This window comes from Butyricicoccus sp. AM05-1 (assembly GCF_003474415.1).
GTDB lineage: Bacteria > Bacillota > Clostridia > Oscillospirales > Butyricicoccaceae > Agathobaculum > Agathobaculum butyriciproducens.
The window spans coordinates 131,034-145,952 of record NZ_QUDG01000005.1; the positions used below are offsets into that span (position 1 = coordinate 131,034).

A 14,919-nucleotide genomic window follows, 5' to 3' on the forward strand; every position below is an offset into this window, starting at 1 on the left:
GCCTTTGTACGAGGAACAGTATACATGATTTTTCATGATTTTGCAAGTCCGGTTTGACGGCAGGCGATTTTTACGGTATAATGCTATTTATGACTGGTGCAGACGGTCGCGTGCCTTCGGGCATGAGGAAAGTCCGGGCTGCACAGGGCAAGGATAACGGATAACGTCCGCCGAGGGTGACCTTAGGAATAGTGCAACAGAGATATACCGCCGTTTTATGAACGGTAAGGGTGGAAAGGCGAGGTAAGAGCTCACCACGTCCCATGGCAACATGGGAGGTCTGTAAACTCTATCCGCAGCAACGCCGACTGGGACCACGATTGGCCCGATCGTCCCGACTGGCGGCTTGAGATGCACGGCAACGTGCATTCGAGATAGATGACCGTCCACGACAGAACCCGGCTTACGCACCAGTCATGCCATAGCACCGCAGATTTTTCTGCGGTGCTTTTCTTTTACCTTCTGCAGATTCTGCAGAAATGGAGAATGGAAAATTAACGCTATCGTGTAACCTTCTTCATGTATTTCCATAAAAATTGCCGTTGCATTTTGTGCTTTCTCCATATCCTGCGCCGGAAAAATTTGTTATACTTGAGGTAAGATAGGGAGGTGCATTTTATGAAAGGACTGGGAAAACGAATCCTTGCGATGGCGGCTGTGACAGCAGTCTGTGTGTGGGCGGCGGGCAAATCGAGTTACGCGGTAAAACCGTACCGGCTGGATGAAACAGAGCTTGCACAGCAGGTACAGATGCTAAAGGAGAACAATCTGACGATGTTTTCCGGTGTAACGGTATACGATGGTATCGTGATCGGTGACACAGCGCATTATGTAATGACGCAGGAGGGCATCGAGCAGGAATGCTTTCTGGGCGAAATGACTGCGAAACGCAGCTGGCTCGGTACATGGAAATTTTACAGTATGGGCTCCGGCGATTCCGGCATTAACTACGATATCACCTGCTGCGGCGGACACAATTTTTTGCTGCTGAGCGGCAAGGACCCGGAACAGCAGGTCGCAAAGGTGACGCTCAACTGGTACGGACAGACCTATGAGATGGAAAACGAAAGTGCAAAGCCGTATTTTCTGCTCTGCACCGAGCTGACCGGATACATGCCGGATGAGTTGCTCCCGTCGGAGGATATGTTCCGTTTTTACGATAAAAACGGCAAGGAGATTCCGCGCTGGTACGATTCATACAGCGGCTCGATGGATGGTTCAAGTATTGCGGTCGCACAGGGCAGCATTTACAAGGCGGAATAGACAAGGAGCACCTGTGGTCGGCAGGTGCTTTCTTTTGATACCGAGATTGAATGGTTTGCGGGCGAACACTGTTCGCCCCTGCGGTAAAGCCGGCGATTACTCGACGCAGCGCAGACGGAACTCGCGCAAGGATAGCGACAATTCCTAACTGCTAATTCCGAATTACTGATGATCCGAACTTGCTTACAGCTATATAAATGTGTTATAATAAAATTTAATTGGACAAACACAAGGGGAGGAACCACTGTTATGATGATCGAATGTCCGCACTGTCATATGGAAACCGAACACAAGGTGATCGACCATATCAATATCGACCGAAATCCCGAGCTGCGGGCAAAGGTACAGGATCTGTCTGTCTTTCGTGTAAAATGTCCAAACTGCGGCGAGACACTGCTCGCCGTACACCCGTGCCTGTACCATGACATGGCAAACCAGTTTATGGTATGGCTGTGGACCGAGGACGGTCAGGTTCCCAAGGCGGAATTTGATCCGCTGGCAGGCTACACCCTGCGCGTGACCGACAGCCTCAACACCTTCCGTGAGAAGATCAACATCCTCGAGCGTGGTCTGGACGACCGTACCATCGAGATCATGAAGCTGCTGCTGTTCGCACAGCTGAACCGCGACCTCGATGTTGTCGAATTGCTCTTCCATGAATTAGACGAGCGCACGGGCGATTTCCGCTTCGTGGCCGTGCTTTCCGACGGCGCGGAGCAGTATGCCGCTATGCCGGGCGCGGCGTATCAGCGCCTGCACGCGGATGTGGAAACCTATCTGTATACGCCGGGCGGCGAGTTCTCGCGCATTGATATGACGTGGGCGCATCAGGCACTCGAGCTGCTGCATGAAATGGGCTGACGGTTTACCTTCTCCGCAGGGCATAAAAAAGGATGTGCCGTCTTGACACATCCTTAGGGTAACACCGCACAATTTGTTCACAGATTGCTCTTGTTCAATTATGCGGCATTGCCTTAGTTTTTTCATTCTCAGCCGATAAGCAGCTGCACCAGCGTACCGCCGATCACGGCGGTGGCAAACGTTGCCGCGATGACCGGCAGGGCGCGATGACGGCCTTCCTTCTCCTCGAGAAGAACGATGTAGCCGAAGCCTGCGCCGGTGGAAAGACCGGCAACCAGAGCGCCGAAGCTGATCGTGCCGCCGACAAACAGCTCGCTGAGCAGCACGCTCATCGCACAGCTCGGGATCAGACCGAGCACTGCGCACAGCAGCGGCTGGAAGATGCTGTTGGTCAGCATGAGGGAAGCCACGCGCTCCTCACCGATGCCGTGCACGACCATGTTGAGCGCGAACAGCACGACAAACAGGAAGATGGTGGTCTTGATGGTGTGGGACAGGATATTCGCCACCGGCGAGGTCTCACAGCCGCAGTCGCCCATCTCGATCTCAAGCGGGCCGTCGGTTCCGGCTTTGTGCTTACGGAACACGGTGCAGCGCAGAACATAGCCGCCGATGACCGCGATCGCAAACTTGACCACGAGCAGCAGCACCACCTGCTGTACGCTTGCGCCGCCTGCCAGCATGATGGGCACCGCCTCATCCGAGGTGGCAAGGAACACGGCAACCAGCGTTGCCGGTGCAAGAAAGCCTGCCGAGAACAGCGCGGACGCTGCTGCGGAAAATCCGCACTGGGGAATAGAGCCGGCGAGTGCGCCGACCACCGGACCGAACTGCGCCGCACGTGAGAGCAGCTCCGGCGTGTTGGTCAGCCGGTTTTCGATGTAGTACAGCAGTGCGTACACGATAAGCAGCAGCGGTACGGTCTTGAGTACATCGAAAAATGCTTCCGGCAGAACGTGATGGATAATTTCTAACAAATAGGTCACCTCATAGTTGATCTGTGGGTTGATAACATTCGTATTGTCTCAGGGACAATTATAATAAGTATAGCACAGAACCCAGTCCGCAGGCAAGCGGGATTTGCCGGACTGCATACCAAAGATAGCAAAAGGAATCGAATATTTACCATGAAATTTAACGAACTCAAGTTGGAGAAAAACATCCTCAAGGCACTGAAGGAGGCGGGCTATTCCGAGCCGACGCCCATTCAGCAGCAGGCGATCCCGCCGGTGCTCGAGGGCCGCGACCTGATGGGCTGCGCCCAGACCGGCACGGGCAAGACCTGTGCGTTCTCGGTGCCGATCATCCAGCGCCTGGCAAAGAGCGAGGGCGGAAAGGGCACCATCCGTGCGCTCATCCTCACGCCGACGCGCGAGCTTGCTCTGCAGATTTACGAAAACGTGTGCCAGTACGCGCGCTACATGCCGTGCAGTGCGGCGGTCATCTTCGGCGGCGTATCGCAGGTGCCGCAGGTCGAGGCAATCGAACGCGGTGTGGACATTCTCATTGCCACGCCGGGCCGTCTGTGGGATTTGATGGGCCAGAAGATCGTAAAGCTGGACAAGGTAGAGTTTTTCGTGCTCGACGAGGCCGACCGTATGCTGGACATGGGCTTCTTCCCGGATGTCAAGCGCATCGTGAAATTCCTGCCGAAAAAGCGCCAGACCCTGCTGTTCTCGGCTACCATTCCGGCAGAGATCGCCGATCTGGCAGAGAAAATGCTGCATGAGCCGGAGCATATCTCGGTAACGCCGAGCGCAAAACCGGCGGACAAGATCGAGCAGCAGCTTTATTTTGTAGAAAAGCAGGAAAAGCGGGAACTTCTGCCGGATATCATCCGTCAAAGCAATGTACACCAGGTTCTGGTGTTCACCCGCACCAAGCACGGCGCAGACAGGGTCGCGCGCGACCTCAACCGTGCGGGCATCAAGACCAAGTCCATCCACGGCGACAAGTCGCAGAATCAGCGCCAGCGTGCGCTCGCGGACTTTAAGGAGTGCAAGATCGCGGTTCTGGTTGCGACCGACATTGCCGCGCGCGGCATCGACATCAACGACCTGCCGCTCGTTATCAACTTTGACCTGCCGAACATTCCGGAAACCTATGTGCACCGTATCGGCCGCACCGGCCGTGCCGGTCAGGAGGGCACCGCGATTTCCTTCTGCGACCGCTCCGAGCGTCCGTACCTCAAGGATATCGAAAAGCTGATCGGCAAGCGCATTCCGGTTGCCGGTGAGATTCCGCACGAGGAAAAGGAGGAGGAGAAGCGCGAGTCCGGTCAGCGCAAGACCGCGAACAAGCGCAGCCGCCGCAAGCCGGTCTCCGAGAACGCCACCGCCGAGGAGGTCGCCGCAGACGCTGCCCGCGAAAAGGAAGCCAAGAAGAAGGCGCGTCAGGCGAGAGCGAATGTCAAGCGTCCGTCCCGCCGCGAGAAGGCCGCCGAGCAGCAGACCGAGCAGCAGGCGAAGGCAGCCGCGCCGCGCTCCCGCAAGGGCAGAAACGACAGAAACGACAGAAATGATTCGAGCCGCAGAGGCCGCCGGAACGACCCGTACGCCCGCTTCGAGAAGAACGAGCCGCGCGTAGATGCCCACACGCCGAGCCGCGCGTATGCGCTCAGCGATGAGGCTGCCGCGCGCATCCGCAGGAAGGTCGAGGCCGCACTGGCCGCTCGTGCCGCAAAGGCGGACGGCAAGGCCGCTCCGCAGCAGGAGAAGAAGGGCAGAGGACACGGCAGCAAGTCTGCGCAGAAGCCCGCACAGCAGCAGAACAAGACGGCACAGAGCAAGACGACGAACCATCGTCATAGACGCCGCCGTACCCCGAACAACAACCGCAAAGGTTAAGAAGTTGCTGTCATAACCATTGCACACCGCCTGAACGGCTTTTTTGCCAGCATACTGCGTTGTTTTCCCTTGCAATCCGTCAGGATTCCTGCGGGAAAACGCCTTATCTGCTGACAAAAGATCTCGTTCATCCGGCGCACTCTGGCTATGACAGCAACTTCAGTGATAGAGACAAACCCGAACCGTATCCCGCGGTTCCCGGACTGAGAGAGAAGGAGCAACACGAATGAACGGCGCAAAACACCGCTTCGCACTGGGACTGACCTGCTTTTTTCTGATCGGCATCACGGTTGTGTATCCGTTTCTTCTGTACACACCGAACGCGTTCGTCACTCGCTGGCGTGAGTGGTATATCGAAACCGCAATGGGCACCATGACACACCAGTGGCTGGCCACCTGGTTTATCCCGGAGGATATCATCAACGAGGTGATGACCAAGCGCTACCTGATGAACCAGAAGCAGGAGGGCATCGTCAGCAACTGGGACGGCGCATGGGAGGAGAAAGAAACCGCCGAAACGCCGAAGGACAAATTCTATGCCATGTTCAGTGAGCTGGACGAGAGCGAATTTGAGAGCTTTCTGGCGGATAATCCGGAGTATCTGGAGAACGGCTACGACGAGATCAACATCGACCTGATCGGCGAGCCGAGCCAGACGCACTACGACACCGGCCTCAAGACCAGGCAGGGCGACACGGTGTTGGCGGTCAACGCCGAGCACGGCATTCTGATCGTCGAACAGACCGGCGAGGACACGCTCGGCATGGAGTACGCGGGCAAGATCGCGCTCTGCAAAAAGCCTGAGAATATCTTTGTCGGCACGAGCGAGGGCCTTGGCGATTACGGCTCGTTCGTATCCGATATGGTGAGAGATTATGACGCCATTCTGGGCATCAACGCCTCCGGCTTTGCCGATTTTGACGGCAACGGCACGGGCGGCACCGTGTACGGCTTCCTGAAAAGCCGGGGAGAGAAGTATCAGGACGCAGTAGGCGACGGCTGGAAGATCATCGGCTTTGACAACGAGGATCACCTGCAGGTCGGTGCGTTTAACGATACCTCCAGCCTGCGCGACGCGGTGGAGTTCCACCCGGCGCTCATCATCAACGGCGAGAATCTGGTCGCAGGCACCGGCCTGAACGAGCAGCAGCCGCGCACGGCCATCGGTCAGGCGAAGGACGGCACGGTTATCATGATGGTCATTGACGGCCGTCAGATGCACTCGTTCGGCATTTCGATCGAGCGCTGCGGCGAGATCATGGAGCAGTATGGCGCGTATCAGGCGTCCATGCTGGACGGCGGCTCGTCCTCCGTTATGGTCTATCGCGGCCGCGAGATCACCAGTCCGACTACGCTTTCCCAGAATGAGGAAGGCCGTTATCTGCCGGATGCATTCCTGGTGAAATAAAAATTATCACGATTTCGGAAAAAACACTTGTATTTTCCGTCATTGCATGATAGAATAAATAAGCGCCTGTGAGACAGGCGCGATACGGAGAAGTATCGAAGTGGTCATAACGAGCTCGACTCGAAATCGAGTTGGCGGTAACACGCCACGTGGGTTCGAATCCCACCTTCTCCGCCAAAATAAAGACCATCCATCCGGATGGTCTTTATTTTTTACCGAAAGTGGGATTCGAAAGGCGGCTCTTAGCAGAGTGCCGGTGGCACTCTGCAACCGCCGTGGCTTTTCCTCAGAAAAGGAATCCCACCTTCTCCGCCGGCAGGGCAGGCGGGATTCGAACCCACCTGAAAAATTTTCCTCAATCAACAAAATTTTTTCTCCGCACGGCAAATTTTCTATCATGTAAATCACCGCAAAAGCCGCGAAAAAGTTCGATATTTCACCGATTTTACCGACAATTCACGGTGTTTGAAAATTTCTCAAATTTTTTCGCAAATTTTGTTGACAAAGGGGGATACCCCTGATATAATATATCTTGTCGCTGAGAGACAAGCGGTTCACCGCGAGAGATCAATGCGAGTGTGCTGGAACTGGTAGACAGGCACGTTTGAGGGGCGTGTGTCGATCGACGTACGGGTTCAAGTCCCGTCACTCGCACCACCTTCTTTCAACAACCAAATATGCGGATGTGGCGGAATGGCAGACGCGCTAGCTTCAGGTGCTAGTGTTCGCAAGGACGTGGGGGTTCAAGTCCCCCCATCCGCACCAAGTTAAAGAGCTTCAAACTTACGTTTGAAGCTCTTTTTCTGTACTTTTCGGAAAGCTCATCGGAGCAGGGGGAGGAGGCTGTCCGATGCCCTTGTCTAACAGATTGTCTGCCATTTCACCCAATTCCACAGAATGCACCAAAACCAAGCCGACAGAATGTGGATTTTCTGTATTGACACCTGCTCAAACCGTGGTACAATTATAACAGAAAAAGCAGAGTAGAGCACAATGCGTTAAGTGCCGCTGAAACGGGGAGTTGTTCGGCGGACGAAAGGGAGCCTTTTCCTTGCGGTATTGTGGTCGCATCCCGCTGCTGCAACTGTTTAGGCACTTTCCTAAATCGCTGTGGCAACAGATGAATTTGATTAGGAGGTGTCTTTTTCTATGTCTAAAACTCCGAATATCTTTGTCCGCTCGCTGCGTGAGCTGAGGTCCACCCGCTGTCTGGCGGTCACGGCGCTGCTCATTGCGATCAACGTCACGCTGGATCTGCTCGGTCTGTCGATCAAGCTGCCGCCGAACCTGCGTATCGGCTTCGGCTTCCTGTGCAATGCGTCGATCGGCATGCTGTTCGGCCCGGTTGTCGGCATGATGGCCGGCGTGTGCACCGATGTGCTCGGCTACTTTGCGGGCAACCTGTCCATGGGTGCGTATTTCCCGGGCTATACGCTGACGGCCGTTGTCGGCGGTCTGATCTGGGGTCTGTGGCTGTATCCGCGCAAGGTCACCGTATGGCGTGCCATCGGCGCAAAGACCTGCATCAACCTGTTCTGCAATATCTGCCTGAACACCCTGTGGCTGACCGTCACCGGCGGCAAGGCGATGAGCGTGCTGCTCGTTACGCGCGTGCCGAAAAACCTGATTCTGCTGCCGATCGAGATCGTGCTGGTCTACTTCGGCATGAAGCTGGTCAACCGTATCTATGGCGCGCTGCCGAATGGAAAAGCGGCGACGGAAATCGAGAATTGAAAATGGAGAATGATCCGTAAGATAAAAACAGTCCCTCGGCCTGTCGCTTGACAAAGCCGGGGGATATGCTATAATAAAGTCAAAGGGACACTGTTACAGCAGTCAGGCCCTTGTACTTTCATCAGTTAAATTTTGATGACCGTTTCGGGTACCAGCCGGACGGTCATCGCGCTTTTATACAGAAAATGTACAGTACAATGACCGCACATACAAAAAGCTGAAATGCTTTCTTCTGCACTTGCGCCACCTCCTTCCTGCCGCGGACTGCGGGAAAGGAAAAGAGGGTCTGACCGCCTTATGTAACAGTGTCCGCAATGATTATAGCATATAACACCGAATAAAGTCAATCAGCCGCCTTTTTGGGCGGTTTTTGTTTTATTTGAAAACATTGGCAGCACGCTTTCAGCTTTTTGTGAATAATTCTGTTTTTCCCTATGCAAACGGCTGATTTTTTGTTATACTATATATGATTGGAGAAGAACGGTACAGTCCGTTCGCTGAAAGGGAGTGACCTCTTTATGAAACTTACAAAAGAGAGTATTAAACATAACGTGGCATGGAAGGGTTATCGTCTGCCGCAGTACGACATTGACGCTGTGCGCGAAAACACCCACAAGGCACCGACTTGGCTGCATTTCGGCGCCGGCAACCTGTTCCGCGCCTTCCCGGCTGTACTGGCGCAGCGCCTGCTGACCGCCGGTCTGTCCGACACCGGCATTATCTGCTGCGACGGCTACGATGAGGAGCTGATCGACCGCTGCTACCGCGCCTGCGATCATCTGTCGCTGGTTGTCACCCTGTATTCCAACGGCACGATCAACAAGGAAGTGGTTGCGTCCGTTACCGAAAGCCTCAAGCTGAGCGAGGATATGCTGCGCCTGAAGGACATTTTCCTGGCGCCGAGCCTGCAGATGATCAGCTTTACGCTGACCGAGAAGGGCTATATCATCCAGGACGACACCCGTGAGTTCCTGCCGGACTACAAGCACGACCGCGAGAACGGTCCGGAAGGCTGCCAGTCCTTCTTCGGCAAGCTGACCGCACTGTGCCTCGAGCGCTGCCGCGCAGGTCTGTCTCCGCTGGCACTCGTTTCGCTGGATAACTGCTCGGATAACGGCACCCGTCTGGAGCGTGCTGTCCGTCACATGGCCCGCGCATGGCAGCGTGGCGGCTTCATCACCGAGGATGAGTATTACTTCCTGCTCAAGAAGAATACCTTCCCGCTGTCCATGATTGATAAGATTACCCCGCATCCGGATAACCGCATCGCAGACAAGCTGGCGGCTGACGGTCTGGAGAACGCAAAGCCGTTCGTAACCGAAAAGGGCACGCACGCGGCTGTTTACGTCAACTCCGAAAGCCCGCACTACCTGCTCATCGAGAACGCATTCCCGAACGGTCATCCGGCTCTCGAGCAGTGCGGCGTTATCATCACCCGCCGCGACATCGTTGAGAAGTCTGCGATGATGAAGGTAAGCACCTGCATGAACCCGATGGATACCGCCCTCGGCGTATTCGGCTGCATGCTCGGCTACACCCGCATCAGCGACGAGATGAAGGACACCGAGCTGGTAAACCTCATCACGCGCCTGAGCGAGCAGGAGGCAATGCCGATGGTAGCCGATCCGGGCGTTATCGACCCGGAGGCATTCCTGCACGAGGTTCTCGGCGAACGTTATCCGAACCCGTTCCTGCAGGATTCCCCGCAGCGTACCGCAACCGATACCTCGCGTAAGATTGCGCCGCGCTTCGGTACTACGCTGTACGCTTACTATAACTCCATGCTGCCCGCACACCGTGCTACCAAGCTGATTTACATTCCGCTGGTACTGGCCGGCTGGCTGCGCTATCTGGAAGGCGTGGACGATAACGGCAGCGAGTTTACCCTCAGCCCCGACCCGAATATCGAGCATGTCCGCGCGCTGATGGGCAACCCGAAGCTGGGCGACGACGTAAGCGAGGCCCAGCTGTATCCGCTGCTGGCAAACCGCTACTACTTCGGTGTCAACCTGTTTGAGATCGGCGTAGGCGAGACCGTTGTCCGCATGTTTGGCGAGATGAACCGCGGCCCGCACGCTGTCCGCGAGACGCTGCAGAAGTACTGCGGCGAGGAGCAGGAGCAGGAGTGGATTTTCTCTTAATTACCGAAAAACGTAAGACAAAAGGCGAACCGTAAGGTTCGCCTTTTTGTATGCAGATAAAACAAAAACCGCCACAAAAGGCGGTTGATTGACAAGGTATTGCAATATATGCTATACTCAGAATGTCAACAACGATGTGAAACAGGTTGTTCCTCCCAACATAAGGGAGGTGATGACATGGTCACTTATTCCGATCTGTTCCAGTTCGGTCTTCTGATCGTTGCTATCATCAGTCTATGTCTGAAACATAGAAGATAACCGCCCCTGAAAAGGAGCGGCGTTTCCTCAATTAACCAAGTTTTTTAGGAACGACCGCTCTTGCCAGAGAGCCATCGTTGTTGATACAATTATAACGCAGTGCCCTGGTTTTGTCAAGCGACAGAGCCGGGGCACTGTTATTCCGTTATCCGCTGACAAAGTTTACAAAACTATCCCAAAGATTGCTGAACAAGGTGTTCCACGACGCCTGCGGGTTATGAATTGCAAACCATACAAGGCCCGCCGTTAAAAGGACAGACACCGCGATTATCAACCAGAAGCAATACCATCTCTGTTTAGGTGTCATAGTATTTTCCTCCTCAGTCATAACGGTAATTTTCACCTCGGGGAGTTTTACATCTGATATCTATATAGTAACAGATATTTACGGCTTGTAAAGGGATTTTGCACAGAAGCCGGTGCATTATTTTTGTCCGGCGGCTACCCGTAATCCCGGCGCATACCTCAGCCATTTCCCGCTTTTGAGCCGCAGGAAGAAGCAGATCGACCGGCACAGCCAGTCACCGATCATGGCAATCCAGATGCCGATTGCGCCCATGCCGAAGTGCACCGCGAGAATATATCCCGCGACAAGCCGCAGTCCCAGCATGGAGATAATCGAGCACACCATCGGATACCGCACGTCGTTCGCCGCACGCAGGATATTCGGCATGGCGAACGAGGTCGGCCACAGGAAGATCGCGCAGCCGTTGTGGATCATAATCAGCGTCATGCCGAGCGCAAGCGCCTCCGCAGACACGCTGTAAATCTTGAGGATAAGCGGCGTGCACGCAATCGTGACAAGACAGGTGCTCGCGGTAACGGCGTAGGTGATGACCATCAGCTTTTTCGCCATGCGGCGCGTCTGCGGCTCGTCGCCCGAGCCGATGCACTGCCCGATAACCGTAATCATCGCCAGACTCATCGCCTGACCCGGAATGACGGCTACGGCATCCAGGTTATTCGCCAGCGCATTCGCGGTAATCTGCGTCGTGCCGAACAGCGAGATCATGCTCACGACGAGCACGCGGCCAAGCTGAAACAGGCTGTTTTCCAGTCCGTTCGGCACACCAATCTGCAGAATGCGGCGGATCAGCTCCTTATCCGGTCGAAACCGCTGTCCGCGCCGCAGAGAGACCGTGTGCTCGGGGTTCAGCAGCAGAATCGTGATAGCGACAGCCGCCGTGCCGCGCGACAGCACGGACGAAAGCGCTGCGCCTCCGACGCCCCACTTGAACACGAAAATGAACAGCGAGTTGCCGATGAGGTTGACGATGTTGATCAGCCCTGCAATCAGCATGGAGATACGCGAGTTGCCCTGTGCGCGGAACAGCGCCGCACCGGCGTTGTAAATCGCGAGAACAGGGTAGGAGAACACGCTGACCGTCAGGTAGGTGAGCGCGCTCTGCATCACGTCGTCCTCGATCGTGCCGAACAGCAGCCGCAGCAGCGGTGCGCGGAACAGCATGACGAGCGCCGAGATGATCAGCGCAATGACCGTGACGACTAAGTACAGCTGCTTGGAGGCGTCGCATGCACGGTCGTTTTTTCTCGCGCCGAGCAGCTGTGCGACCACGACCGCACCGCCGGTCGCCAGTGCGGAAAAGATGTTGATGATGAGCACGTTGAGCATATCGACCAGCGATACGCCGGAAACCGCCGCTTCACCGACCGAGGAGACCATCATCGTGTCGGCCAGACCGACCGTGATGGCGAGCACCTGCTCGATAACGAGCGGAAAAATCAGCTTTTTGAGTGCAGCATTGGGAAATAACTCTTTACTCGTAAAAAATACACCTCGAATCAGAGAATAACGCGGTACGCCTCGATCAGCCGTTCGAGCGACCATGCGGCGTTCGCCGGACTGGTGGAGGGCAGCTGCGTGATGGGAACGCCGGTTTTCGGCTCGATCAGCCTGCGGTACAGCTGCGCCGACTTGCCGCCGGTGGCAAAAATGCGCGTAATTTTGCTCTCGCGGAGCAGGCGGCCTATGTCGTTCGGCTCGGCGTTGCGGATAGACGTGTCGGACGCACCCGCAATATCGCATTTGGCGATGGTGTCCCACAGCGCCACATGATGCCGCAGGCACATCGCGCGCTTGTCCTCGATGGAGACCGGCACCTCCTCGCCAAGCACAGCCGCCAGCACGCGCCAGAACCGGTTCTGCGGGTGGCCGTAGAAGAATCCGACCTCGCGGGATTTCGGGCTTGGAATCGAGCCGAGCAGCAGCACGCGCGACTCGCTGTCGTACAGCGGCGGAATGGTGTGAATGATGGTTTGCAGTTGCATGGATCAGTCCTCCAGTACGGAAACAAAGCTGCGGAACGCGCTCGGCAGCGCGTAAGCGTCGCGCAGCTCGGCGGGCGTGATAAAGGTGAGAGCGGGTGCAGGTGTGTCCAGTTCGACGTACACGCCGTTCATGTGCCACTCCACATGGGTGAAAATATGTCTGGCAGGCCGCAGAGAGAGCAGCTTTCGCACGCTCCATCCCATTTCGGTGAGCACCGCGCGCAGCTCGTCCGGCGAGAGATGACCGTCCAGCGAGGGCAGCTCCCACAGACCGGCGAGCAGGCCCTTTTTGGGTCTCTGCCGCAGACCGACAAGCTGACCGCAGCGCACAACAAGTACGGTGCGTTTTTCCACTCTCCGCGCCTTTTTCGCCGCGCGGAGCGGCAGCACAGCCGCGCTCCCGCGATGAAAGCCCTCGCAGAGATGCTGAATCGGGCAGTCGTCACAGCGCGGCGCGCCGTTCGGCAGACAGACGGTTGCACCAAGCTCCATCAGCGACTGGTTGAGGTCGCCGGGACGGTCGGACGGCATGAGTGCGGCGAACCGCTCGCGCGTCTGCTTTTTGAATTTTGCGTCCGTGATCGGCGTGAAATCGTTATCCAGCCGCGCCGCCACACGCAGAACATTGCCGTCCACTGCCGGAACGGGCAGTCCGAACGCGATAGACGCCACCGCGCCTGCCGTGTACTCGCCGACGCCGGGCAGAGCAAGCAGCCTGTCGTAATCAGCAGGCAGTTCGCCGCCGTATTCTTCGCACAGCAGGACTGCTGCACGGTGCAGGTTGCGCACGCGGCTGTAGTAGCCGAGCCCCTCCCAGAGCTTGGTGTAAACGGCCTCGTCCGCCGCTGCGAGAGCGGGAATATCGGGCAGCGCGTTCATCCAACGGGAGAAGTAGCCGCGCACGGCCTCCACGCGCGTCTGCTGCAGCATAATCTCGCTCACCCAGACGCGGTAGGGAGTAGGCTCAGACCGCCACGGCAGGTCGCGGTGACCGGCGTCATACCAGCTCAGCAGCGGCTGCACGATGGCCTTGCTTACCCCGCTCAATATTTCATGTCATCCAGCGTAGCGCCGGTGTAGAACATGGTGAAGGTCGCGTCGGCAATGTGCTTGCCCTCGTCGTCGTGCACCTCGACCATGTAGACCGACACCTTGCGGCCGCGCTTGCGCTCGTACGCCACAGCGGTCAGCTTTTTGCCGCAGCGGCCCGGACGGTAGTAGTGGATAGTGCTGTCGAGCGTGACGGCCACCGTGCCCTGAGACGCCGCCGCAGAGCCGGCCGCAATGTCGCACAGGGTGAAGATCGTGCCGCCGTGCGCCATGCCGAGCGGATTGAGCAGCTCGGGGGTCAGGTCAAGTTCTACGGTTGCGCCGCCGTCCTTGTCGAGCGTCACAACGTGCATGTGCATCAGTTTGTTTAAGCCGCCGGCTTCCTGCCGCAGCTTGAGGATTTCTTCGATGGTCAAGGTTAGGACTCCTTTATATATTCTATAATCTTTTGATAAACGATGGTTTTTCGCCTTCGAGGCGAACGGTTCTTGCCTACGCGGCAGGCGCACAAGAGGGTAGACACCAAGGTTTCTACCCTCTTGAGAATCACCCATTTCCTTAGAGGGCACGGCGCAGATTGCCGACATGTGACCGCTGCGAAGCAGGGGAGCGGCAGAGGAGTTTTTCTTCCGCAGAGACGCACTGCGTGCGCTCATGTATCCGCATATTCGCAGTGTCGGATACCGTTCTGCTACACAGACCAGCTACTCTACGCAGGCGCGACATACCCGTGTCGCGCAATTCGTGAGCGCGTTATGATAGACAGGGCCTACGAAGATAAATTGTACCAAACGCCTAATTCGTAGGTGCCGTGCGGTATAACGTGTTAAAGAGTTGCGCAACACGGGTATGTTGCGCCTGCGTTGACTAAACCGCCTGTGTAGTAGTACGGTAGCCGATACTGCGAATAGGCTGCTCATGAGGACGGACACCGAAGGTAGTCCGTCCGTAGCAGAGGAAAAATCCTCTGCCGTACCCCTTTTCGCAGCGGTCACATATAGGAAATCTGCGCCAGATTAGGAAGCAAGGGAAAGGTAGGAGTTCAAAGAGGAAGGGAAACCGTAGGTGT

The 14,919-nt window shown here is 56.2% G+C and carries 12 protein-coding genes, 3 tRNA genes, 1 other RNA gene and 1 riboswitch; of the genes, 11 read left to right on the plus strand and 5 right to left on the minus strand.

Annotated features, from left to right (window positions below; genetic code table 11):
* The first annotated feature begins 90 nt into the window (after positions 1 to 90).
* The 3 genes from rnpB to DW088_RS08970 all read left to right on the plus strand — a co-directional run bounded on the left by rnpB (position 91) and on the right by DW088_RS08970 (position 2,124).
* Positions 91 to 421, plus strand: an RNA gene (rnpB, locus tag DW088_RS08960) — RNase P RNA component class A.
* A gap of 197 nt (positions 422 to 618) precedes the next feature.
* The gene (locus DW088_RS08965) at positions 619 to 1,263 is read left to right on the plus strand and encodes a hypothetical protein (protein ID WP_118360447.1); all 645 of its coding nucleotides are present in this window, start codon (positions 619 to 621) and stop codon (positions 1,261 to 1,263) included.
* Between the two features lie 249 nt (positions 1,264 to 1,512).
* Entirely contained in the window at positions 1,513 to 2,124 is a 612-nt protein-coding gene (locus DW088_RS08970; protein ID WP_117751668.1) for a CpXC domain-containing protein, read from the plus strand.
* A gap of 128 nt (positions 2,125 to 2,252) precedes the next feature.
* Here the strand turns inward: DW088_RS08970 and DW088_RS08975 are convergent, their stop codons facing one another.
* Entirely contained in the window at positions 2,253 to 3,101 is an 849-nt protein-coding gene (locus DW088_RS08975) for a putative manganese transporter (protein ID WP_147323825.1), read from the minus strand.
* A gap of 150 nt (positions 3,102 to 3,251) precedes the next feature.
* Between DW088_RS08975 and DW088_RS08980 the strand changes: the two genes are divergently transcribed.
* From DW088_RS08980 to DW088_RS16745, 8 genes are all read left to right on the plus strand, one after another.
* Positions 3,252 to 4,970, plus strand: a complete 1,719-nt coding sequence (locus tag DW088_RS08980; RefSeq protein ID WP_118360448.1) for a DEAD/DEAH box helicase — start codon at positions 3,252 to 3,254, stop codon at positions 4,968 to 4,970.
* Between the two features lie 226 nt (positions 4,971 to 5,196).
* Complete coding sequence (locus tag DW088_RS08985) at positions 5,197 to 6,378, plus strand: phosphodiester glycosidase family protein (protein WP_118360449.1); 1,182 nt, start codon at positions 5,197 to 5,199, stop codon at positions 6,376 to 6,378.
* 86 nt (positions 6,379 to 6,464) lie between these two features.
* Positions 6,465 to 6,555: transfer RNA gene (locus DW088_RS08990), tRNA-Ser, on the plus strand.
* A gap of 395 nt (positions 6,556 to 6,950) precedes the next feature.
* Positions 6,951 to 7,035 (plus strand) — tRNA-Leu (locus tag DW088_RS08995).
* Positions 7,036 to 7,057: 22 nt separating this feature from the next.
* A tRNA-Leu gene (locus DW088_RS09000) sits at positions 7,058 to 7,143 on the plus strand.
* 212 nt (positions 7,144 to 7,355) lie between these two features.
* Positions 7,356 to 7,458: riboswitch (THF riboswitch) on the plus strand.
* A 69-nt stretch (positions 7,459 to 7,527) separates the two neighbouring features.
* Positions 7,528 to 8,112, plus strand: a complete 585-nt coding sequence (locus DW088_RS09005) for a folate family ECF transporter S component (RefSeq protein ID WP_118360450.1) — start codon at positions 7,528 to 7,530, stop codon at positions 8,110 to 8,112.
* 518 nt (positions 8,113 to 8,630) lie between these two features.
* A complete protein-coding gene (locus tag DW088_RS09010; protein WP_118360451.1) occupies positions 8,631 to 10,253 on the plus strand; it encodes a mannitol dehydrogenase family protein in 1,623 nt (540 codons plus the stop codon).
* A gap of 177 nt (positions 10,254 to 10,430) precedes the next feature.
* Positions 10,431 to 10,511, plus strand: coding sequence for a putative holin-like toxin (locus tag DW088_RS16745; RefSeq protein ID WP_407926634.1), 81 nt, complete (start codon positions 10,431 to 10,433; stop codon positions 10,509 to 10,511).
* 424 nt (positions 10,512 to 10,935) lie between these two features.
* On the opposite strand, the gene DW088_RS09015 is transcribed toward DW088_RS16745, so the two are convergent.
* The 4 genes from DW088_RS09015 to DW088_RS15875 are packed head-to-tail and all read right to left on the minus strand — an operon-like array spanning position 10,936 to position 14,266.
* A complete protein-coding gene (locus DW088_RS09015; protein ID WP_118360452.1) occupies positions 10,936 to 12,360 on the minus strand; it encodes an MATE family efflux transporter in 1,425 nt (474 codons plus the stop codon).
* Positions 12,315 to 12,800, minus strand: coding sequence for a DNA-deoxyinosine glycosylase (locus DW088_RS09020; protein WP_118360453.1), 486 nt, complete (start codon positions 12,798 to 12,800; stop codon positions 12,315 to 12,317). Before DW088_RS09020 ends, DW088_RS09015 begins: the two co-directional genes overlap by 46 nt.
* A 3-nt stretch (positions 12,801 to 12,803) precedes the next feature.
* Entirely contained in the window at positions 12,804 to 13,847 is a 1,044-nt protein-coding gene (locus DW088_RS09025; protein ID WP_118360454.1) for an A/G-specific adenine glycosylase, read from the minus strand.
* On the minus strand, positions 13,844 to 14,266 hold the full coding sequence (locus DW088_RS15875; protein WP_110436509.1) for a PaaI family thioesterase: 423 nt from the start codon (positions 14,264 to 14,266) through the stop codon (positions 13,844 to 13,846). The genes DW088_RS09025 and DW088_RS15875 overlap by 4 nt, the downstream gene beginning before the upstream one ends.
* Positions 14,267 to 14,919: the final 653 nt, after the last annotated feature.